The sequence below is a fragment of the Flagellimonas sp. genome (genome assembly GCF_965222555.1).
Lineage (GTDB): Bacteria > Bacteroidota > Bacteroidia > Flavobacteriales > Flavobacteriaceae > Flagellimonas.
This window is the reverse complement of the sequence record NZ_CBDCUG010000005.1, coordinates 810,126-830,252: the sequence shown is the minus strand read 5'-3', so window position 1 is coordinate 830,252 and position 20,127 is coordinate 810,126. Positions and strand designations below refer to the sequence as shown.

Sequence of the window (20,127 nt, the reverse complement as noted above, 5' to 3'; positions counted from 1 at the left end):
TGAAGATATAAACTTCTAACTAAGGGTTATCGCTGAACTTTTAATCAAAAAGAGATGCCTAAAATTAAAAAACGTTATAGATTACAGCGGTAGCACGGAAAAAAATCTAGACAATCAGTGTAATTAGAGGTGCAGGTTTTTTTCTGGTTCTGTTTTGAAAGTTCCCCATAAATTTTCGCATTGCTTACAAATGTCCATATTTGAAATGGCTTGAGTTTTTTTGAGAAGCTCTGTTTAAAGTGGAACAAGGAGTCTTCCCTACTGCCAACACCACCACCCAGATTCAAATATTTGTAATTTTCTGCGGTAGATGATATCCTCGCGGTATCTATCAACAGTTTAATAGCATTGAGGTGCGAAAATTCTGGTCTAGTTCCAGACAAATGATAATGTACTATTTCTCCTTTTTTGATGAAAAGGGCACCAGCCACAATTTCACTGCTTTGATTTTCAAAAGCAAGCAAAATTTCTGATTTGAATTCTGGACTGCTGAGCAGTTTTTGAAAATAACACTTATCAAAGAAATATTTCTCCTTAGCGTTTAACTTCTTCATGGTGTTATGGTAAATATCCATAAATTGAAAGACCTCTTCTTCAGTGGAAGCGACCCTGACCGTACATTTTTTTTTGGCTTTATTGATATAGGTCTTTAGTCTTTTGCGATAATGTTGTCGTTGAATTTCGAGTTTTTCGGTAAGATCAAGGTATACAACTTTTCCCAGTGAGGAGACTGAACCGAAATTCTTAAAACACGTTTTCTGATTTTTGATGAATGGATTTAATCTGGTAAAAACAGATATAATGTTCATCTCCTTGAGCACATTTTCCAATTCAATCCTAAAATTGGTGTTGTCAAAATGCGGATCTATGTTCTTTGTTATTGGTCCCGCATAACCATATACCGAAGTTGCATCTTTGTATCCCGTTCCTTGGATTTTGCGAACCAGTAAAGGAAGTAAGATAGTTTTCTCTTCCTCAGTATAATGGATCAAAATAGGTGTGTCCTGGGTGTTTTTATCCAGGTAATGATAGGTGTGGGTGTGATAGAAATCCGCGAGATTCAAAGTAATCAACAGATTGTTCCACCTTCCTTGTTCTTCTATTATCTCAATCATCCAATTTGGATATGGCTAGTTTTTGGATATTAACAAAACTATTGTCATTGAACTGGGAATTATATGATATATATCATGTTTAGCGTTTCCCTTTCTTATTCAATACATGAGCTGAAACCCACTTTTGATCACGGAAAATTCAGGTGCGGACCAAATCTTTTATTGAATCTTATGTAAGATCAGGTTTTTGATATTATATGGTATAAACTCTGAACAGCTATAGATTGGGAGAAAAGGAAGGTGAAAATGGTTTCATGGCTTTTAAAGCTTTTTCAATACTTGTAACCCCATCAAAAATCAATAGCAACCGCAATCCATTGCGGGTCTGTTTTTCCTTTAACTGGCAGGTTTTAGGATTGGATTGTACATAGTTCAATACTTGGGTAAAAGCTGGACTTTGATAAAAATCGGATTGCTGGTCGGCAATAAAGTACCCTAGGAACTTGCCTTTCTTTAAAATTACGCGCTCCAATCCAATGCTGTTGGCAATCCATTTAATCCGTACCGAGTTGAGTAGATCAACAGCTGATGTGGGTAATTCTCCAAACCTATCTATCAATTGCTGTTCGTAGTTGCGTAGTCCTTCTTCGTCTTGAACTTGGTTCAATTGGGTGTACAGATTCAATCGCTCCGTAATATTGTTGATATAATCATCTGGGAAGAGCAATTCAAAATCAGTATCGAGCTGAGTGTCTTTTACATATGTTTTTTCCTGATGCCCTTCAACTTCTTCATACAACTCTTTAAACTCATTTTCTTTGAGTTCCTCAATGGCCTCACTCAGTATTTTTTGGTAAGTCTCAAAGCCAATTTCATTGATAAAACCACTTTGTTCACCACCAAGTAAATCTCCCGCACCTCTAATCTCCAGATCTTTCATGGCAATATTGAAGCCACTGCCCAATTCGGTAAATTGCTCCAAGGCCTCGATACGTTTTCGGGCGTCGGGCGTCATCACCTCGTAAGGTGGGGTGATAAAGAAACAGAAAGCCTTTTTATTGCTTCTCCCTACACGGCCACGCATTTGATGTAGATCACTCAAACCAAAATTATTGGCGTTATGGATAAAAATGGTATTGGCGTTGGTCACGTCCAAGCCGCTTTCCACAATGGTGGTAGAAACCAGCAGATCGAATTCACCGTTCATAAAGGCCAGCATCAATTGCTCCAGTTTTTTGCCTTCCATCTGACCATGACCGATTCCGATTTTAGCATCTGGCACTAGACGCTGAATCATTCCAGCCACTTCTTTGATGTTTTCTATGCGATTATGGATAAAAAACACCTGCCCACCACGTTGGATTTCATACGAAACGGCATCCCGAATAATTTCCTCATTAAATCGAATCACCCTACTTTCAATGGGATAACGGTTTGGGGGAGGAGTGTTGATGACCGAAAGGTCCCGAGCCGCCATCAAACTAAATTGCAGCGTTCGCGGAATAGGGGTGGCCGTCAATGTGAGTACATCCACATTTTCCTTAATGGATTTAAGTTTATCCTTGACCGATACACCAAATTTTTGTTCCTCATCCACAATCAACAAGCCCAAATCCTTGAACTGCACATTTTTGTTCACCAGTTGGTGGGTGCCAATGATAATATCGATTTTACCCTTGGCAAGTCGTTCCAAGATTTCCCGTTTCTCTTTGGCAGTTCTAAACCGGTTAAGATAATCGACGGTCACAGGAAGTTCTCCCAATCGCTTTTTAAAGGTATTGTTATGTTGAAATGCCAAAATAGTCGTGGGTACTAAAACAGCTACTTGTTTACCATTGTCGACTGCTTTAAAAGCAGCACGAATGGCCACTTCCGTCTTACCAAAGCCAACATCACCACAAATTAAACGATCCATGGGCCGTTCACTCTCCATATCCCTCTTTACATCTTGGGTCGATTTCTCTTGATCTGGAGTATCTTCATAAATAAAAGACGCTTCCAGTTCATGTTGCAGGTAGCTATCGGGGGCGTATTGGAATCCTTTTTCCAAGCGGCGTTTGGCATACACTTTAATCAGGTCAAAAGCAATTTTCTTGACCCGACTCTTGGTTTTTTGTTTCAGTTTTTTCCAAGCGGCGGAGCCCAGCTTGTAAATTTTGGGTGGTGCTCCATCCTTACCATTGAATTTGGAAATTTTGTGGAGCGAATGGATACTCACATATAAGATATCCCGGTCACCATAAACCAATTTAATGGCCTCCTGTTTTTTTCCTTCAACATCTATTTTTTGAAGGCCACCAAACTTCCCTATACCATGATCTATGTGGGTTACGTAATCCCCAATTTCCAACTTATTAAGTTCCTTGAGGGTGATGGCTTGCTTTTTGGCATAACCATTCTTTAATTGGAATTTGTGGTAGCGCTCAAAAATTTGATGATCCGTATAACAGGCCAGTTTTAAATCATGGTCGATGAATCCTTGGTACAACGGAAAGACCACGGTTTTGTAATGAACCGTTTCTTCAACCTCTTCAAAAATATCATTGAAACGTTTAGCCTGTTGTTCGGTGGAGCAAAAGATATAATTGGTAAAACCCGAGGTATGATTTTCATTCAGGTTTTCAATAAGCAAGTCAAATTTTTTGTTGAATGCCGGTTGGGGTTTGGTCTGGAATGTTACTTCTTGTGATGCTACTAAGTTGTTTACAGTACCTAACTCTACCAGTTTAAACTCCACCAATTGCGATTTCAACAAAGTTGAAGTCACAAAAAGTTCTTCCGGTTTGGCATGCTTCAGCTCGCTTTCAAGTTTGGCGAAACTTTCCTCTGCCTTTTCAAAAAATGAATCAATTCGGCCATAGACCAAATCCAAATTTTTGGAAAAAATGACCGTTTTGGGCGAAATATATTTAAAAAAACTCTCCCGGGATTCCTGCAGAAATTTATTTTCCACATTTGGAATGATGGTAATCCGTTTTACTTTTTCAGTAGAGAGTTGGGTTTCCACATCAAAAGTCCTGATACTATCCACTTCATCCCCAAAAAACTCGATGCGGTAGGGTTCGTCGTGTGAGAATGAGAACACATCCACAATACCCCCTCGAACTGAAAATTCACCTGGCTCCGTAACAAAATCCACCCGATTGAATTGATACTCGAAAAGGACCTCATTTAAAAAATCGAGAGACAAAGTGTCTTCCAGCTTAATTTTAAGCGTGTTTTTGTCCAACTCTTTTCGGGTGACTACTTTTTCAAAAAGGGCATCAGGATAGGTGACGATAACAGCTGGCTTTTTTCTGGAATTGATGCGGTTCAAAACTTCTGCCCGAAGCAACACATTCGCGTTATCGGTCTCTTCAATTTGATAAGGTCTGCGATAACTTCCGGGATAGAAAAGCACCTCTTTTTCCCCAATCAATTGTTCTAAATCGTTTAGATAATAGGCAGCTTCCTCTTTATCGTTCAACAAAACCAAAAATGGCAATTCAGCCGATTTGAATAGAGAAGAAATAGTAAATGAAAGGGAAGAGCCAGTAAGACCTTTTACATTGATTTTTTCGGAATGGGTAATAGCATCCCTCAGTTTCCCAAGTTGGGGAGACTGTTCAAAAAGTTGGAAAATCGATGCTTTGGTCAATCCAAAAACTTTGCGGCAAATATAAAATGAATTGTCCCCTTAAGGGGACTTTAGGGGTGTTTTTTTGTAAAAGAGTTTCATGTTTGTCATTCCGTGCTTGACATGGAATCTCATCTATATTTTCAACTTTTGATTCCTGCCTTTGCAGGAATGACAATGTAGAGTTAGACTTTCACCACCTCATCCTCAACAATCACAAAAACCTCATCTCCTTTTTTTGGTTTTAGGGTAAAAGTACCGGTAAACTCCCCAAAAGCGGGGAAAATCAGCTGATTTTTGGATTTGAAAAAACAGGAAAGCCGCAAATTCTGCCTTCCAAATCCCTTGAGTTTTATCGCTGGGTGAATATGCCCACAGAAATTGAAAAGCCCTTCTCGTTCTTCGGGGTGATGGGTTAACAGATAATCACTCACGATTAATTCTTGAAAAATGGGAATTCCCAATTGTTCAAATTTATGAGGGGAAATAATATCGTGATTGCCTGATACCAAAATGATTTCTGAAGGGGTTTTGCTTACCCAGTTTTCAAATAGCTCCCATTCTTTGTTTAGGGTTGAGTGAAATAAATCTCCCAAAAAACAGATTTGAAAGGGATTGAAATAGGCCACAATCTTATCCAACAACAAATAATTCTTATGGATTGCCTTTCTAGGCACGGCAGCCCCAAATTTTCTAAAGTGTGCAATTTTCCCCAGATGAACATCACTGATCAGCAACATGGATTTTTCCACCCAAAAGATTCCACCCAAAGGGTGGAGCACAAAGTTTTGGTTTTGTATCTGAATTTTATGGATCATTAAACCAGTGAAAGATCAAAGTTAATTCTAATCTGAATAGTTTTCAACCACAAAGTCACCCCATTCGGCAATGGATCGTAAAAGAGGTACGAGGGTTTTACCAAAATCTGTTAATGAATACACGACCTTTAAAGGAGGTTTAGTTGTGAACACTTTTCTTTTAATAACCCCATCCTCTTCAAGACTTTTTAACTGTAAGCTAAGAGTCCTTTCCGTTACGCCCTCAATTAACTTTTTGAGTTCATTGTAGCGTAATGGGCCACTCATCAAATGAAATAAGATTACGGTTTTCCATTTACCACCAATAATCCCCATGGTAACACTTGTGCAACAGGGATAGGTTTTGCCTTTAACGGTATGCATTGATCATATAATTTAATAAAATGTTACTATCCTTTTTGACCGTTATTGGATAGCAATAATACTATACTTAGTTTTGTAACTATAAAAAATATAGTATAAAAATATGAGTTTTCTAAATACAATGCAAGGACGTTATACAACCAAGAAATATAACGCTTCAAAAAAAATTGATTCCGCTCAACTTGAAGAGTTAAAGGAAATTGTGAGATTAAGTCCATCATCCATCAATAGTCAACCTTGGAAGTTTACTTTTGTAAGAGACATTGAGACAAAGACAAAATTGGCCAAAGCTTCCTTCTTTAATGAACAAAAAGTTCTTGATTGTGATACTTTGGTAGTGTTTAGTCGAATAGATGCCATTCCTTTATTTGAAAAACAAATTGAGGAAACTTTACCTGAAGGTGCAGTTGGATATTATAAACAGTTTTTGAAACCACAGCCCAAGGAACAAATCAAAGCTTGGTTTGATAGTCAGACCTATTTGGCACTAGGCGTTTTCTTATCCGCCTGTGCTGCAATGAAAATTGACGCTACACCCATGGAAGGAATTGAACCGGATAAATACAATAGTATTTTGGATGCAAAAGATTATCATGCTTTGGTTGGTGTGGCCATAGGATATAGAGATGAAGAGGATTCCAATCAACCATCAAAAAACCCAAAATCACGAAGACCCTTAAATGAAGTAGTAACTACCATAAATTAAAAACATTATGGCAAATCAGCTAACCATTGTAGCTAGAATTTTAGCAAAACCTGGAAAAGACGAATTGGTGAAATCCGAGTTGTTAAAACTCATTGAATCAACAAGAAAAGAGGAAGGATGTATCAATTATGACCTTCATCAGGACAATGAGAATGAAAACCTCTTTTTGTTTTATGAAAATTGGACCACTAGGGAACTTTGGCAAAAACATATGGCCAACCCTCATTTGGAACAATACATGAAAGCCACCGAAGGGGCTATAGAAGATTTTACCTTAAATGAGATGACCATTATTGGCTAGCTTTTTCATTTTGTCAATATTTTGGTCATCCGTTTAATACGGTCTGCCAGTTTTTCGTTGGACAGTTTTTCTCGTAACCTGTCAGTGATAATTGGGAAGGAAAAGGGAGTAGGATTTTGGCATTTTTTCCAGATAATTTCTTGTTGGGCAATGCGTTCCAGAGCTAAACGAAGTCGACCCTCTTCCAATTGATGTTCAAAAGTTTCGGTAAAGGCTTGTTGATAGAGCAAATTGTCATCCTCAAAATCCTTGAACACATCAAAAAGGAGTTGGGAGCTGCTTTGCAAGTGTTTCATTTTGACGCCTTTCTCAGGATATCCTGTAAAAACCATTCCAGATATGACGGCAATATCCCTGAACTTACGTCGGGCCATTTCGTTGGAATTCAAACTTTTTTGAAGGTCACTCAGCATATATTCCGAAGTGAACAAGTTATTGTCCAAAACCGCTTGAATATCAATCTCCTTATCTGAAAGCAATTCAAACCCATAATCATTGAAGGCAAGGGAACAGGTAATGGGCGAAAGTAGACTTATACGGTAAGCAAGCAAGCTACTCATGCCCTCATGAATGGCCCGACCTTCAAAGGGGTAAAAAATATGATGATAACCATCGTTGGTTTTAAAAGTTTCAATCAAAAATTGATTAGGTTGAGGTACAATGCTCTCTTCGCGCTGTTTGGCAAACAAGGGGGCTAATGACTTGATTTCCGGAGATTGGGCTTTGGGTTCCAGTTCTGCGGAGTATAATTCTTGGCGTAGGAGTTCCGACATTTTTGCAGAAAAACTAAGACGACCGCCCATCCAAGATGGTATTTTGTTGCTGCGCTTGGATGAATTCTTAACCTGTGCGGTCATACCTTTAATGCGGATAAATTCCAGATTCCGCCCGGCAAAAGTGAAAACATCACCAGGAGATAATTTTGAAATAAAAGACTCCTCAATCGTACCGATATACCCACCTTTTTGGTAACGAACCGATAGACTGGCATCACCCACGATGGTCCCAATCTGAAAGCGGTGCCTTCTGGCAATGGCCAAATTGTTTACTTTGAATTTTCCGTCAGACTCCACTTCCACTTTTTTGTATTCGTCATAAGTTTTGAGACTTTGACTGCCCATCACCAAAAAATTCAATAGCCATTGCCAAGTTGCTTCCGTAAGGGTTTGGTAGCAGAATGTATTTTTAATCTCTAGGTATATTTCTTCTGGATAAAACCCATCTGAAACAGCAAGCGTGGTCAAGTATTGAATCAATACATCATAACTGTTTAAATATGGAATTCTATCTTCAACAGCAGCGTTCAATACTGCTTTTTGCATTGCCGAAGCTTCAATAAGCTCCATGGCATGCGTTGGTAAAAAGTAGATAATACTCTCTTTGCCTGGTCTGTGTCCGCTTCGTCCTGCGCGCTGCAAAAAACGCGCAACACCTTTGGGGCCTCCAATTTGCACCACGGTTTCCACGGGGGCAAAATCCACACCCAAATCTAAACTAGAAGTGCAGACAACCGCTTTCAGACTTTCATTTCTAATGGCCTGTTCTACCCAAAGACGAGTATCCTTATTGATACTGCCATGGTGCATGGCAATTTCCCCAGCGTACTCCGGATGTTTTTCCAGGATTTTTTGAAACCAGATTTCACATTGTCCCCAGGTATTGGTGAACAACAAAGTGGTTTTACTATTATTTATAATAGGAACAACTTCTTCCAATAGGCGCAAACCCAAATGTCCGCGCCAAGGAAAGGTTTCCATCTGTTCGGGAATAATACTTTTTACGGTAATCTTTTTGTTGAGATTGGCTTTGACCAGGGTCGAATTTTCAAGTTGTGCCGAAGTAGGCCCCAGCAACACTTCGCGGGCTTGCTCTAAGTTTCCAATGGTGGCTGAAATACCCCAAATGCGCAAGCCTTTGCAGATAGTTTTTAATCGAGAAAGCCCCAATTCCATCTGCACCCCTCTTTTAGAGCCTAAAAGTTCGTGCCATTCGTCAACTACAATGGCTGAGCAATCTTTAAAAACCTTATCGTAACCTTTGGATGAAAGCAAAAGTTGAAGGCTTTCGGGTGTTGTGATCAACAAATCGGGCATACTCCTTTTTTGCTTGGCCCTTTCAGATGTTGAGGTATCTCCCGTTCGAATTCCAACGGTCATTTGGGTTTCCAAATCTTGGGTTATCCGTTCTGCGGATTGTTTGATTTCTTGGGAAAGCGCCCGTAACGGAGTTATCCAAATAGCTTTAAGTCCTTTTTTGTGTTTGGTTTTGTAATCGGGATTATTTTTAATGTAATTCAGAACAATAGGAAACCATAGGGCATAGGTCTTACCACTTCCAGTTGGAGCGTTGAGCAAACCATGTTTTCCATTTAAAAAAGCTTTCCAGGTTTCTTTTTGAAATGGGAAGGGTTTCCATTCTTGTTGATGGAACCAATTTTCGGCAATATGGAAAAGTTCGGATTGTTGCAGTGGAACGATTTTGAAAGGTTAGATAGCAAAATGAAAATTACAAATTTCTTTTGGGCATTATTTTACAATCCTTTCTACTTTAAGAATTATATTTGCCGAACAAATTTTTGCACATGCCCATTTTAGATTTATACGAGCACGGAGAACAGCGTAAAAACTTGGCTCATTTTGCCACTTTGGCCACTTTAGCCGCTGCAGACGGTATTATTACTGAAGAAGAAAAGGCTATCCTTGACAAGTTTGCCTTTAAATTGAACATTACCGATGCGGAATACAAAGAGGTAATGAAAAAAGAGAACAAATATCCGATTGAAACCCCACATAGTGGAGAAAAGCGTTTAATGCGTTTGTTCGATTTTTTTAGAATGGCATTTGCAGACAGAAATATTGATGAGGATCAAGAAAAAATGATTGAAAAGTATGCTATCGGATTGGGTTACTCCCATGAAGATGCAGTGGAAATCATCAAAAAATCTTTTGATATCTTTTGTGGTAAAATAGCCTTTGAAGATTATCAGTATCTACTTAAAAAGTAGGTCTAGGACTGCATAAACTCCTCGGCCTTTTCTACCATTTTTTTACTGCCACAGAAAAAAGGTACGCGCTCATGTAATTCTGTGGGTTGAATTTCCATGATGCGCTGATGGCCGTCACTGGCCTTTCCATCGGCTTGTTCAGCCAAAAATGCCATAGGGTTACATTCATACAATAAACGAAGTTTCCCTTTTTGTGCCTTGCTACTTTTGGGATACATATAAATTCCACCTTTGATCATATTACGGTGAAAATCGGAGACCAAAGATCCTATATACCTTGAGGTGTACGGTCTGTCACCCTCTTCTTTTTGGCAATATTTGATGTAATCTTTCACTCCTTGCGGAAAATGGATGTAGTTCCCTTCGTTTACAGAGTAAATTTTCCCCGTTTCTGGAAATTGCATGTTTGGGTGCGACAGGTAGAATGTTCCAATAGCCGGATTCAGGGTGAAACCGTTCACCCCATGTCCAGTGGTATAGACCAACATAGTAGAAGTTCCATAAATAATATATCCTGCAGCTACCTGATTTTTTCCAGGCTGAAGAAAATCCTCAAGGGTAACCGGGGTTCCAACCGGAGTAATTCTTCTATAAATAGAGAAAATGGTTCCAACGGAAACGTTCACATCAATATTGGAAGATCCATCCAAGGGGTCTATCAACACGACATATTTATTTTGGTGGTTTTCATCTTGACTGTTTATGCTGATATAATCATCCTCTTCCTCCGAGGCAATTCCGCAGACAATCTCCCTGTTCTTTAAGGTTTGAATGAACTTTTCGTTGGCAAGAACGTCTAGTTTTTGTTGATTTTCACCTTGAATATTGGTGTCCCCAGCGGTACCCAAAATATCTACCAAACCGGCTTTGTTGACTTCGTGATTGACTACTTTAGCTGCCAGTCTAATGGCATTGATCAATTTTGAGAGTTCTCCAGTGGAGTATTGGAACTCGGTCTGATTTTCTATGATAAATTCACCAAGGGTCTTGTTCTTGCTAAACATGAATGCAGGCTGTTTTATTTGGCGACAAATATCGGGTATTTTGTGATACTATAACGTTTTCGTTTTAACATAATTATAGATATTTATAACTTTGAGTTTTATTTATAACAATATGAGTTTTTCAATTAGGGATGCACGCAAAGAAGATATGGGGCAGGTTTTGGCTCTTATCAACGAATTGGCAGAATTTGAGAAAGATCCCAACGCGGTCGAAGTAACTGAGGAAGATTTGGTGAAGGATGGTTTTGGCGAAAGTAAACGGTTTCATTGTTTTGCAGCAGAGAAAGAAGGAAGCATAGTGGGAATTGCACTGATCTATCATCGATATTCTACTTGGAAGGGTCCTGTACTTCATTTGGAAGACTTGATTGTGTCCGAAAAAATGAGAGGAAGCGGTCTGGGTACGGCACTTTTGAATGAGGTTGTGAAATATGGCCATTCTCTCGGGGTACGAAGAATTTCATGGGAAGTTTTGGATTGGAACGAACCGGCCATTGCGTTTTATGAAAAAAAAGGAGCATTGGTCAGACGTGATTGGGACGTTGTCCAGCTTGACGAAAAAGGAATCAAAAATTATATTGAAAATTTAAATTAGCCGTTGGGTTAAATACAGAAAAGAAACTTATGAGGGTTTTTAAGTTTGGAGGAGCATCGGTCAAAGATGCGGAAGCAGTTAGGAATGTGGTCAAGGTATTGCAAGAGGTTGGGCACGATAATACATTTGTGGTGATTTCTGCAATGGGCAAAACTACCAACGCTATGGAAAAGGTAGTGGCAGCTTATTTTGATGATAAGTCTAAACTCACGGCCTCAATACAGGAGGTCGTGGAATACCATGAAAATATTCTAGCCGATTTATTCGATAATAAAAACCATCCTGTACATGCCAGGGTGAAATTGCTTTTTGAGGAGGTGAAGGGTTTTCTGACCTGGAACAAATCACCTAAATATGCTTTTGTCTATGATCAGGTAGTGGGTTATGGCGAATTGGTTTCCACGACCATTGTCAGTGAATATTTAAACAAGGTTGGAATTCCAAATGCGTGGCAAGATGTTAGAAATTTGATTAAAACGGACAATAACTATAGGGATGCGGCTGTAAATTGGGAGCGTACGCAAAATGAAATTTCGACCAAGGTAGATATGTCCAAACTGAACATAACCCAAGGATTTTTAGGGAGCGATGATAATAACTTCACCACTACATTGGGAAGGGAAGGGTCGGACTATACGGCGGCAATTCTTGCCTATTGCCTCAATTCCGATTCTGTGACCATTTGGAAGGATGTGCCGGGAGTGTTGAATGCTGATCCAAGAAATTTTGAAGAAACCCAGCTGCTCGATAAGATTTCGTATCGAGAGGCGATTGAACTTGCATTTTACGGAGCTTCGGTAATTCATCCCAAAACACTTCAACCGTTACAACGAAAAGAAATACCTCTGCATGTTAAGTCTTTTGTAAACCCAAAAGGAAAAGGGACCATGGTATGCAAAGGGGTGGGGATTTCCCCAGAAGTACCCTGCTTCATAGTTAAAAGGGACCAGGTGCTGCTAAAACTGTCATCACTTGATTTTTCTTTTATTGTAGAGAACAACATTAGTGACATTTTTAAACTGTTCCATGACCATCGGATGAAAGTGGACCTCATTCAAAACTCGGCCATTAGTTTTTCGGTTTGTTTGGATAATAAATTCAATGGCCTAAAGCCCATGTTGAACGAATTGAAAAAAAGATTCAAGGTGGTCTGTCATGAAGAAGTTTCGCTTTATACCATCCGTCACTTTGATGATAATGCAGTAAAATCCTTGCAAAACGGCAGGTCCGTCTTGGTGGAACAGCGTGGAAAAGAGACGGTTCAGTTGGTGGTAAAATAAATTTACCCTAACCGTTCAAACCTAAAAATCCAATAACTCTAATTTTCTATCTTTATGCCTACCTAATTTATGTTATATGGGGTTGGTTTCTGCGAAAGAGGTAGCAAAGGTCATTAATCTGGACAGGTATGGCTTTTTAGGCACCTTTGTTGGATGGCTTTTAATGGTAGCCACCAAAATTACAACCATCAACAGGTTTTACAATAAAAACAAGGCGCTTCCTGGCACCGATTTTCTGGATGCCATTTTGGAACATTACGAAATTGATTTTGAAATCCCGGAAGAGGATTTAAAACGGTTGCCAAAATCTGGCCCATATATTACCATAAGCAATCATCCGTTGGGGGGTATTGATGGCGTTTTGCTTTTGAAACTCATGCTACAAGAACGTAGCGACTTTAAAATTATAGCAAACTTCCTGTTGCACAGGATAGAGCCACTAAAGCCATTTATCATGCCAGTGAATCCTTTTGAAAATCATAAGGATGCCAAGAGCAGTATTATGGGGTTCAAAAATGCGCTTTTACATTTAAAGGAAGGACATCCATTGGGGATATTTCCGGCTGGTGAAGTATCTACCTACAGAGATGGAAAGCTTGTGGTGGATAAACCATGGGAGGAAGCCGCTCTTAAGTTGATTAGAAAAGCAGAAGTACCCGTAGTGCCAATATACTTTCATGCGCGCAATAGTCGACTTTTCTATAGGCTGTCCAAAATCAATGATGTTTTTAGAACGGCCAAACTACCTTCTGAGCTTACATCACAAAGTAGTAGGCCTATTAAAGTACGGATAGGTCAACCGATATCTGTAAAAGCTCAACAAGAGGAACCGACTTTGGAATCTTTTACAGAATTACTTCGTAAAAAGACCTATTTGTTGGCTAATGCATTTGAAAAAGAGAGTATACTTGATAAAATGCCCACCACATTAAAGATTCCCAAACCACCAAAAAAGATAGCTTCCGCAGTGAGCAAAAAAGTACTGCAGGGTGAGATTGATAAACTTCGGGAGAAGGATTGCAGAATGCTGCAGAGCAAAAATTATGAAGTGTATTTGGCCCAGCAATCCGATATGCCATTTATTCTAAATGAAATTGGACGACAGCGCGAGATAACCTTCCGTGAAGTGGGTGAAGGAACCAATAACTCTATTGATTTAGATGAATTTGATGCCTATTACCATCATCTGTTTCTATGGGATAATGAGGATCAATGTATTGTTGGTGCTTACCGAATGGGATTGGGGTCTCAAATATTCAAAAAATATGGGATTGATGGATTTTACCTTCAAGATTTGTTTCGGTTTGAACCCGAACTATATGGCATGATGGAAAAATCCATTGAAATGGGAAGGGCATATATTGTTAAGGAATACCAACAAAAGCCTATGCCACTGTTTTTGCTTTGGAAGGGTATTGTGCATACAACATTAAGGCATCCTGAGCATAAATATTTAATTGGCGGGGTCAGCATAAGCAACCAATTCTCCAATTTTTCAAAGTCCTTGATGATTGAATTCATGAAATCCAACTATTGGGATCCCTACGTAGCGCAATATGTTAGGCCCAAAAAAGAATTTAAGGTTCAACTAAAGGATGCGGATAAAGAATTTGTTTTTGATGAGACTCAGGCTGATCTGAACAAGTTTGACAAACTGATCAATGAAGTGGAACCCGGAAGCTTAAGGTTACCTGTACTGATTAAAAAATACATCAAACAAAATGCAAAAGTGGTCGCATTCAATGTAGATCCACTTTTTAACAACTCTGTTGATGGATTGATGTATATAAAAATTGCAGATCTTCCCGAGAGCACCGTCAAACCGGTTATGGAGGAATTCCAAGCCGAACTGGAAAGAAAAATGGCGGAAGGAAACACCCATGCCGCCATTGATTAAGCTTGGTTGAGGTTAGTTTACCAGCTCTTCTTTCACAAAATCATGGCAAAATTCCTTGATTTCGTTTCTTGCCTTTAAAAAGGCAGTATGTTTTACTTCTTCCGTACCTGTAACTTTTGACGGGTCAAAAAAGTTATGGTGAATTCGTTCCGCATTTTTTGAAGGGATAAAAGGACAATTTTCTTTGGCATGATCGCAGACGGTAATAATATAATCCCATTCAATTCCTTCATATTCGTCCACGTGGTTTGAGGTATGTGAAGAAATATCTATGCCATCTTCCTTCATGATTGATACAGCTCCGGGATTGAGCCCATGGGTTTCTATTCCTGCACTATAAATATTTGCCAAAGAATCTTGAAAATAGTTCAAGTATCCATGGGCCATTTGGCTTCGGCATGAATTTCCTGTACAAAGTACCAGTACGTTTTTCATTTTTGTTTTTTGATGTTTAATCTATTCCAACTTTGTTGCTTCTTCGTTCAAAAAGCAGGTTATCTTTCCATTGACCATGCAATTTGCCAACGCGTTCACGTTTGCCAATATAGCGAAAACCTACTTTTTCATGAAGATGGATGCTGGCTTTGTTCTCAGGAAAAATACCGGATTGAATGGTCCACAACCCGGCATCTTCACTTTCAATGATTAATCGTTCTAAAAGTAGTTTGCCAATTCCTTTGCCTTGGTTTTCAGCTCCAATATATACACTGACCTCTCCAATACCTCCATAAACACATCTACTGGAAACAGGGGATAAAGCCGCCCATCCAAGAATGTTGTTGGATTCTTCCGCTACCAATCTGCACTGGGTTAAATGGGCTTGATTCCAATTTTCGTAAGTGGGAATTTCTTGCTCAAAGGTTGCAAAGCCCGTGGCAATGCCTTCGGCATAAATTTGGGACACTTGGCCCCAATCCGATGCTTTCATTTCTCGGATTAGCATACCAGACAATTAACAGCAACCACTTTCAGGAGCACAACAAGCTTCTTCGGCAACCGTTTTTTCTGATTTTTCTGAAACTCCACAGGTTTCTTTGGCCTTGCAATCTGTTTTTTGGACTGATAACTTAAAGGTCAATGTATTTGAGTCTAGAGCATAGTCGTCTACAAAAAGTTGCGCTGTGTGGAATTCGGCATTACTATATTCAAATTTAACTTCGGCCTCTTTGGTCATGGATTTCATTCGGTCAACTTTGTTTAAGATTGCCAAAGCCTTGTAAGCCGACATATATTCTGTTTTTCCGATTTCTTTTGGACTTTCCCATAATTGTACAATGGTCTCTTTCCAAAAATCCGTTCCAGCACCACAATCCACGGACTCAATGGTGATGTTTTTTACTTCCGTAATGTGGTAATTGGCACCAACAAGTTTACCCTTGGTATATTCAAAAAGTAGACTTTTATCCTGATGTTGTTTTAATAGTGATAGAAATTCTGATGTATTCATGATTAACAGCAATTATAATTAATATTGGAAAAGAACAGTTGGAAAGATTGTTGTAATTCTTCCCATCGCTCCTCGTTTATGCAGTAACAAAGATTTTTGCCCTCAAAAGTTCCCTTTAAAAGGCCAATTTTTTTGATTTCGTTCAAATGTTGGGAGATTGTGGGCTGGGCCAAGCCGATGACATCTACCAAGTCATTGCAAATACATCCCTGTTGCTTGCTTATATGTTCTAGAATGGCAATACGGGCCGGGTGGGCCAAAACTTTGGCTACTTGGGCCAATTCGTTTTGCCTTGAAGTGAATATATGTGTCTTGGTAACTCCCATTTGAGGACAAATATAGAAATAAAATTTAATATTGCAATATTACGATAATGGTAATAAATAAAAAGCCAGAGAATATTACTCTGGCTATTTTCCTAAAACCAAGGTTTCTTTCCTACCTGGTAGGTGTTGTAAAATTCCTCATCAGATTTGGTGAGATAAATGATACCTTCAATCAATCCGATAATACCTGGAATCCAAGCTAAAAAGGCGCCAATAACAAAGCAAACCAAAATGTATGCTATTATTGAAAAGCCCAACAAGATGAAACCTTCCTTGTTATAACCAAGGATAAATTTGTGAACACCAAAGGACCCCAGTAGAATTGCTAAAATTCCCGCAAGGATTTTTTTGTTGTCACCCCCGGCATCTTTTATGCCTTCGGCAAATTCATTGGCGGTTTTTTTTGCTTCATCAGCAAAGTCACCTGCTGCTTCTTTTGCTTTATCTCCTAAATCTTTTTCTTCTTCGGACATGGTATTATTTGTTGGTTAAACTTGTTTTAAATGTAGCAAATAAATCAATACCTATTGAAAAGCTTTATCAACAGGCTCCCAAAGCTCTAATTTATTGCCCTCAGGATCTATGATCCATCCAAATTTACCATAATCATATTCCTCTATCTCTCCCACAACAGTAACACCTTCTTCTTTTAAAGTTGCCAAAAGTTCAACTAAATTCTCAACTCTAAAGTTCATCATGAACTGTTTCTCACTGGGTTGAAAGTAGGTAGTATCATCCTTAAATGGGCTCCATTGCGTCATACAATCGTTACCATCCTTATCTTTCCACCAAAAGCTCCACCCATACTGATCGGTAGGAATACCCAGATGCTCTTTATACCACTTTTTAATGGTATCCGGGTCTTTGGTTTTAAAAAAGAAACCACCCAATCCTGTTACCCTGTTTTTCATTTTTTTCGATTTTTTACATTTTTCTCATAAAGTGCTATCCACGAATCCGGTGTCATTTTTTGACATAACTCGGCAATAAGATCATAAGGAATGTTCTCTATTTTTTTGAACCGGACACAGCTTTTGCCCATATCCAATTTGGTTTTCACATGCTTTGGATATTCATCCACAAACCAATCCAGCAGACTTTTATCGGCATAAATACCGGAGTGATACAAGGCCACAAAGTTTTTTTGAGAGGCAATGTTGATAAAGGGAAGTGGCAACTTCGGGTCACAATGATATCCATCAGGATAAAGCGAGTGCGGCACTACATAACCGATCATTTTATAACTGATACATTCTTCAAATCCATCTGGTAGATTTTCCTGAACTGTTTTGCGCAATTTGGAAACGGCCTTTTTGCGGTCTTCAGGAAGTTTGCTGATGTATTCATCCGGAGTTTTGGCATCTATGGTCATAACAGAAATTATTTACGTTGTAGAATCAAAGCTGAAATTAGGGAAATTATAAAACCGATTACAAATACGGTCATGGCCATAAATGCAAATGAAACTATAGGATTTGAAAACATTTCCTTTTCGGCATTTAGTTCTGCCAGTCTTTTTTCAAATTCATCTGGTGGCAATGTATTTCTTAGGCCTTCAACAATTGTATCGTAATAATCTGCCATGAAATCAGGATTCAATATCTGTGAATAAATAGTGTCCAGTACTCCAAATGCCAAAGCGGTGATAAGGCTTATAAGAACACCTATGGTCAACGCTTTTTTAAGACTTAACTTTCCTGCGTTTTCATTATCTCTAAAGTGCTTGATTCCAAAATAGACAAACCCCAAGGAAAGAACCATGGAGACATACCCTATGATTTCTTGGGTTGCGAAAGATAAATTGTCCAATAGGAATAAGCTTATCAGAAATAAAACCCAGATGGTGACCGCTCCGTAAAGTCCAAATCGAATTACTGTTTTTTTCATGTGTATTTGTTTTGATGGTTGAAGCAAAAATACCCAGCGAGGGAAGTTGGGTGGTCATACTAAAGTACCAAAAAGAACTAAAGTGCCAGAATTTGAAAATCTTTTGCTTTTTGGATGGCTTGGGTTCTGCGCTTGGCATCCAGCTTTAAAAGAAGACTGGATACATGTGTTTTTATGGTACTTTCAGAGACAAAAAGCTTATCTGCAATCTCTTTGTTGGACAAGCCTTCGGAAATATGCACCAATACTTCATATTCCCTTTTGCTTATACCTAACTCTTCAATCTTTTTTGAATCAATGGATTGGGAGGGAGCAGACTTTTCACGCAATGATTTTTTATTGATGTAAATCCCTATTATGAAAAAGATTACTGCTACAATGGCAATAGCCACTTCAATGGAAATATCTCCTGAGACATAGGAATATTTACTCAATTGGAAAAGCGCCAACAATGCTACAATGAGTGCTGAAAAAACAAAAATGGTTTTTTTCACCCACTAAATTTAGCAAAATCTACCTTGGATTTTGTCTACAATGGTTTGGGCCAGCTTTTCTTTACTCTCCACTGTCCAACCGGCCACATGAGGGGTCAGCAGTACATTTTTGGCTTTTCGTAGATATTTAAAGGCTTTGTGTTTTTTGGCGAACATGTTCTCAAACGACTTCTTTTCATATTCCAACACATCTAATCCTGCCCCTAATATTTTTTGTGATTTAAGTGCTTTTACAAGGTCCTTGGTAACCACACATTTTCCTCGGGCGGTGTTCAAAAGCCAAAAGGGGTTGTGGAATTTGTCAATAAATTCTGAGTTGACCATTCCCACGGTCAGTTCAGTCTGAGGTACATGTAAGCTTACCACATCAGATTTTTGTTGGAACTCCATGATTCCAACTTGTCGGGCATTTTCATCACCTACACCACCTACGATATCATAGCAAATAACTTCAAGATCAAAACCTCGGAGCTTTTTGGCAAAGGCTTTTCCCATATTTCCGTAGCCAATGATACCGACGGTTTTTCCATCCAGTTCCACACCACGATTGCCCTCACGATCCCATTTTCCTTTTTTGATCTCCCTGTTGGCTTTGCCCATTTTGTTCATTAGGGACAACAACATGCCTAGCGCATGTTCACCAACGGCATTTCTATTACCTTCGGGAGCAGAGGCCAAAAAAATGTCCTTACGCTTTGCATGGTCCGTATCAATGTTTTCCAATCCAGCCCCAACCCTTCCAATAAATTTAAGATTGGTGGCTTTGTCCAAAAATTGTTGGTCCAAAGTAAACCGACTGCGAATAATTACCCCATCGTATAAATGAATCTTATTTTCTACTTCTTCCTTGGAAGATTCATAATCCTCATCATTTTCAAAACCCAATTGGGAAAACTGCTCTAGGAGTAAGGGGTGGTTGGTGTCAAGATGGAGAACTTTCATGAGGCTAAATATACAACTCCTTAAATTTTTGGATAGTCGGTTTGAGTCTTTTCATGCTGAACGGCCCCGGTATGCGCAGTGGAAAGTTTTTCAAAGAGCAGCACCTGTACTTCTTCACCATTTTTGGTCATGGGATTATGTTCAACCCCTTTGGGTACCACAATGATTTCACCTTCATTGACTATTTCCGTTCTATCCCTAAACTGCATATAAAGTGTTCCTTTTATTACTTGGAAGAGTTCATCCTCATGCTCATGGGCATGCCAAACAAATTCGCCTTGCAGCTTCGCCAAAAGTACTTGCATGTCATCTACTATAGCAATTTGATGGGGGTGCCATTGTTTGTTAAACTCGGCATGCTTTTGTTTTATGTTGATGGATTTCATAGATAA

Annotated in this window: 23 protein-coding genes; 6 read left to right on the top strand and 17 right to left on the bottom strand. The window is 39.0% G+C overall.

Annotation, left to right across the window (positions count from 1 at the left end; translation table 11 throughout):
• Positions 1 to 74: 74 nt before the first annotated feature.
• The 4 genes from ACOQO1_RS12080 to ACOQO1_RS12065 all read right to left on the bottom strand — a co-directional run bounded on the left by ACOQO1_RS12080 (position 75) and on the right by ACOQO1_RS12065 (position 5,852).
• Positions 75 to 1,115 (bottom strand): peptidoglycan bridge formation glycyltransferase FemA/FemB family protein, encoded by a 1,041-nt coding sequence (locus tag ACOQO1_RS12080; protein WP_420603134.1) that lies wholly within the window; start codon positions 1,113 to 1,115, stop codon positions 75 to 77.
• A 217-nt stretch (positions 1,116 to 1,332) separates the two neighbouring features.
• Positions 1,333 to 4,692: a transcription-repair coupling factor gene (gene mfd / locus ACOQO1_RS12075; protein WP_420603133.1), complete on the bottom strand. Its 3,360-nt coding sequence runs from the start codon at positions 4,690 to 4,692 to the stop codon at positions 1,333 to 1,335.
• A 164-nt stretch (positions 4,693 to 4,856) separates the two neighbouring features.
• Positions 4,857 to 5,489 (bottom strand): ligase-associated DNA damage response endonuclease PdeM, encoded by a 633-nt coding sequence (gene pdeM / locus ACOQO1_RS12070; RefSeq protein ID WP_420603132.1) that lies wholly within the window; start codon positions 5,487 to 5,489, stop codon positions 4,857 to 4,859.
• A 27-nt stretch (positions 5,490 to 5,516) separates the two neighbouring features.
• Entirely contained in the window at positions 5,517 to 5,852 is a 336-nt protein-coding gene (locus ACOQO1_RS12065; RefSeq protein WP_420603131.1) for a winged helix-turn-helix transcriptional regulator, read from the bottom strand.
• A 103-nt stretch (positions 5,853 to 5,955) separates the two neighbouring features.
• Between ACOQO1_RS12065 and ACOQO1_RS12060 the strand changes: the two genes are divergently transcribed.
• Positions 5,956 to 6,558 (top strand): nitroreductase family protein, encoded by a 603-nt coding sequence (locus ACOQO1_RS12060; protein WP_420603130.1) that lies wholly within the window; start codon positions 5,956 to 5,958, stop codon positions 6,556 to 6,558.
• A 7-nt stretch (positions 6,559 to 6,565) separates the two neighbouring features.
• The gene (locus ACOQO1_RS12055; protein WP_420603129.1) at positions 6,566 to 6,859 is read left to right on the top strand and encodes a putative quinol monooxygenase; all 294 of its coding nucleotides are present in this window, start codon (positions 6,566 to 6,568) and stop codon (positions 6,857 to 6,859) included.
• Positions 6,860 to 6,864: 5 nt separating this feature from the next.
• On the opposite strand, the gene ACOQO1_RS12050 is transcribed toward ACOQO1_RS12055, so the two are convergent.
• Entirely contained in the window at positions 6,865 to 9,327 is a 2,463-nt protein-coding gene (locus tag ACOQO1_RS12050) for a ligase-associated DNA damage response DEXH box helicase (protein ID WP_420604330.1), read from the bottom strand.
• A gap of 113 nt (positions 9,328 to 9,440) precedes the next feature.
• Here ACOQO1_RS12050 and ACOQO1_RS12045 point away from each other — a divergent pair, with 113 nt between their 5' ends.
• The gene (locus ACOQO1_RS12045; protein WP_420603128.1) at positions 9,441 to 9,863 is read left to right on the top strand and encodes a TerB family tellurite resistance protein; all 423 of its coding nucleotides are present in this window, start codon (positions 9,441 to 9,443) and stop codon (positions 9,861 to 9,863) included.
• Between the two features lie 2 nt (positions 9,864 to 9,865).
• Here the strand turns inward: ACOQO1_RS12045 and fbp are convergent, their stop codons facing one another.
• Positions 9,866 to 10,867: a class 1 fructose-bisphosphatase gene (fbp, locus tag ACOQO1_RS12040; RefSeq protein ID WP_420603127.1), complete on the bottom strand. Its 1,002-nt coding sequence runs from the start codon at positions 10,865 to 10,867 to the stop codon at positions 9,866 to 9,868.
• 112 nt (positions 10,868 to 10,979) lie between these two features.
• Between fbp and ACOQO1_RS12035 the strand changes: the two genes are divergently transcribed.
• The 3 genes from ACOQO1_RS12035 to ACOQO1_RS12025 all read left to right on the top strand — a co-directional run bounded on the left by ACOQO1_RS12035 (position 10,980) and on the right by ACOQO1_RS12025 (position 14,639).
• The gene (locus ACOQO1_RS12035; RefSeq protein ID WP_420603126.1) at positions 10,980 to 11,462 is read left to right on the top strand and encodes a GNAT family N-acetyltransferase; all 483 of its coding nucleotides are present in this window, start codon (positions 10,980 to 10,982) and stop codon (positions 11,460 to 11,462) included.
• A 29-nt stretch (positions 11,463 to 11,491) separates the two neighbouring features.
• The gene (locus ACOQO1_RS12030) at positions 11,492 to 12,742 is read left to right on the top strand and encodes an aspartate kinase (RefSeq protein WP_420603125.1); all 1,251 of its coding nucleotides are present in this window, start codon (positions 11,492 to 11,494) and stop codon (positions 12,740 to 12,742) included.
• Between the two features lie 76 nt (positions 12,743 to 12,818).
• Positions 12,819 to 14,639, top strand: coding sequence for a GNAT family N-acyltransferase (locus tag ACOQO1_RS12025; RefSeq protein ID WP_420603124.1), 1,821 nt, complete (start codon positions 12,819 to 12,821; stop codon positions 14,637 to 14,639).
• Between the two features lie 12 nt (positions 14,640 to 14,651).
• On the opposite strand, the gene ACOQO1_RS12020 is transcribed toward ACOQO1_RS12025, so the two are convergent.
• The 11 genes from ACOQO1_RS12020 to ACOQO1_RS11970 all read right to left on the bottom strand — a co-directional run bounded on the left by ACOQO1_RS12020 (position 14,652) and on the right by ACOQO1_RS11970 (position 20,121).
• On the bottom strand, positions 14,652 to 15,074 hold the full coding sequence (locus ACOQO1_RS12020; protein WP_420603123.1) for an arsenate reductase ArsC: 423 nt from the start codon (positions 15,072 to 15,074) through the stop codon (positions 14,652 to 14,654).
• Positions 15,075 to 15,090: 16 nt separating this feature from the next.
• A complete protein-coding gene (locus ACOQO1_RS12015; RefSeq protein ID WP_420603122.1) occupies positions 15,091 to 15,567 on the bottom strand; it encodes a GNAT family N-acetyltransferase in 477 nt (158 codons plus the stop codon).
• 24 nt (positions 15,568 to 15,591) lie between these two features.
• Positions 15,592 to 16,086, bottom strand: coding sequence for a DUF6428 family protein (locus ACOQO1_RS12010; RefSeq protein ID WP_420603121.1), 495 nt, complete (start codon positions 16,084 to 16,086; stop codon positions 15,592 to 15,594).
• A 2-nt stretch (positions 16,087 to 16,088) separates the two neighbouring features.
• On the bottom strand, positions 16,089 to 16,412 hold the full coding sequence (locus tag ACOQO1_RS12005) for an ArsR/SmtB family transcription factor (protein ID WP_420603120.1): 324 nt from the start codon (positions 16,410 to 16,412) through the stop codon (positions 16,089 to 16,091).
• A 92-nt stretch (positions 16,413 to 16,504) separates the two neighbouring features.
• Positions 16,505 to 16,885, bottom strand: a complete 381-nt coding sequence (locus ACOQO1_RS12000) for a TM2 domain-containing protein (RefSeq protein WP_420603119.1) — start codon at positions 16,883 to 16,885, stop codon at positions 16,505 to 16,507.
• A 51-nt stretch (positions 16,886 to 16,936) separates the two neighbouring features.
• Entirely contained in the window at positions 16,937 to 17,323 is a 387-nt protein-coding gene (locus ACOQO1_RS11995; protein WP_420603118.1) for a VOC family protein, read from the bottom strand.
• The gene (locus ACOQO1_RS11990; protein WP_420603117.1) at positions 17,320 to 17,784 is read right to left on the bottom strand and encodes a DUF1801 domain-containing protein; all 465 of its coding nucleotides are present in this window, start codon (positions 17,782 to 17,784) and stop codon (positions 17,320 to 17,322) included. Before ACOQO1_RS11990 ends, ACOQO1_RS11995 begins: the two co-directional genes overlap by 4 nt.
• An 8-nt stretch (positions 17,785 to 17,792) precedes the next feature.
• On the bottom strand, positions 17,793 to 18,299 hold the full coding sequence (locus ACOQO1_RS11985; protein ID WP_420603116.1) for a DUF4199 domain-containing protein: 507 nt from the start codon (positions 18,297 to 18,299) through the stop codon (positions 17,793 to 17,795).
• Between the two features lie 77 nt (positions 18,300 to 18,376).
• On the bottom strand, positions 18,377 to 18,793 hold the full coding sequence (locus ACOQO1_RS11980; protein ID WP_420603115.1) for a response regulator transcription factor: 417 nt from the start codon (positions 18,791 to 18,793) through the stop codon (positions 18,377 to 18,379).
• Positions 18,794 to 18,802: 9 nt separating this feature from the next.
• Entirely contained in the window at positions 18,803 to 19,735 is a 933-nt protein-coding gene (locus ACOQO1_RS11975; protein WP_420603114.1) for a 2-hydroxyacid dehydrogenase, read from the bottom strand.
• A gap of 20 nt (positions 19,736 to 19,755) precedes the next feature.
• On the bottom strand, positions 19,756 to 20,121 hold the full coding sequence (locus ACOQO1_RS11970) for a cupin domain-containing protein (protein WP_420603113.1): 366 nt from the start codon (positions 20,119 to 20,121) through the stop codon (positions 19,756 to 19,758).
• Positions 20,122 to 20,127 lie beyond the last annotated feature (6 nt).

Coding starts and splice junctions, on each gene's coding strand:
- ACOQO1_RS12015 (WP_420603122.1), bottom strand. CDS start 15,567: ATGAAAGCATCGGATTGGGGCCAAGTGTCCCAAATTTATGCCGAAGGC.
- ACOQO1_RS11985 (WP_420603116.1), bottom strand. CDS start 18,299: ATGAAAAAAACAGTAATTCGATTTGGACTTTACGGAGCGGTCACCATC.
- ACOQO1_RS11970 (WP_420603113.1), bottom strand. CDS start 20,121: ATGAAATCCATCAACATAAAACAAAAGCATGCCGAGTTTAACAAACAA.
- ACOQO1_RS12080 (WP_420603134.1), bottom strand. CDS start 1,115: ATGATTGAGATAATAGAAGAACAAGGAAGGTGGAACAATCTGTTGATT.
- ACOQO1_RS12045 (WP_420603128.1), top strand. CDS start 9,441: ATGCCCATTTTAGATTTATACGAGCACGGAGAACAGCGTAAAAACTTG.
- ACOQO1_RS12000 (WP_420603119.1), bottom strand. CDS start 16,885: ATGTCCGAAGAAGAAAAAGATTTAGGAGATAAAGCAAAAGAAGCAGCA.
- ACOQO1_RS12025 (WP_420603124.1), top strand. CDS start 12,819: ATGGGGTTGGTTTCTGCGAAAGAGGTAGCAAAGGTCATTAATCTGGAC.
- ACOQO1_RS12035 (WP_420603126.1), top strand. CDS start 10,980: ATGAGTTTTTCAATTAGGGATGCACGCAAAGAAGATATGGGGCAGGTT.
- ACOQO1_RS12065 (WP_420603131.1), bottom strand. CDS start 5,852: ATGCATACCGTTAAAGGCAAAACCTATCCCTGTTGCACAAGTGTTACC.
- ACOQO1_RS12030 (WP_420603125.1), top strand. CDS start 11,492: ATGAGGGTTTTTAAGTTTGGAGGAGCATCGGTCAAAGATGCGGAAGCA.
- ACOQO1_RS12005 (WP_420603120.1), bottom strand. CDS start 16,412: ATGGGAGTTACCAAGACACATATATTCACTTCAAGGCAAAACGAATTG.
- ACOQO1_RS11975 (WP_420603114.1), bottom strand. CDS start 19,735: ATGAAAGTTCTCCATCTTGACACCAACCACCCCTTACTCCTAGAGCAG.
- ACOQO1_RS12055 (WP_420603129.1), top strand. CDS start 6,566: ATGGCAAATCAGCTAACCATTGTAGCTAGAATTTTAGCAAAACCTGGA.
- ACOQO1_RS12020 (WP_420603123.1), bottom strand. CDS start 15,074: ATGAAAAACGTACTGGTACTTTGTACAGGAAATTCATGCCGAAGCCAA.
- ACOQO1_RS11995 (WP_420603118.1), bottom strand. CDS start 17,323: ATGAAAAACAGGGTAACAGGATTGGGTGGTTTCTTTTTTAAAACCAAA.
- pdeM (WP_420603132.1), bottom strand. CDS start 5,489: ATGATCCATAAAATTCAGATACAAAACCAAAACTTTGTGCTCCACCCT.
- fbp (WP_420603127.1), bottom strand. CDS start 10,867: ATGTTTAGCAAGAACAAGACCCTTGGTGAATTTATCATAGAAAATCAG.
- ACOQO1_RS11990 (WP_420603117.1), bottom strand. CDS start 17,784: ATGACCATAGATGCCAAAACTCCGGATGAATACATCAGCAAACTTCCT.
- ACOQO1_RS12060 (WP_420603130.1), top strand. CDS start 5,956: ATGAGTTTTCTAAATACAATGCAAGGACGTTATACAACCAAGAAATAT.
- ACOQO1_RS12010 (WP_420603121.1), bottom strand. CDS start 16,086: ATGAATACATCAGAATTTCTATCACTATTAAAACAACATCAGGATAAA.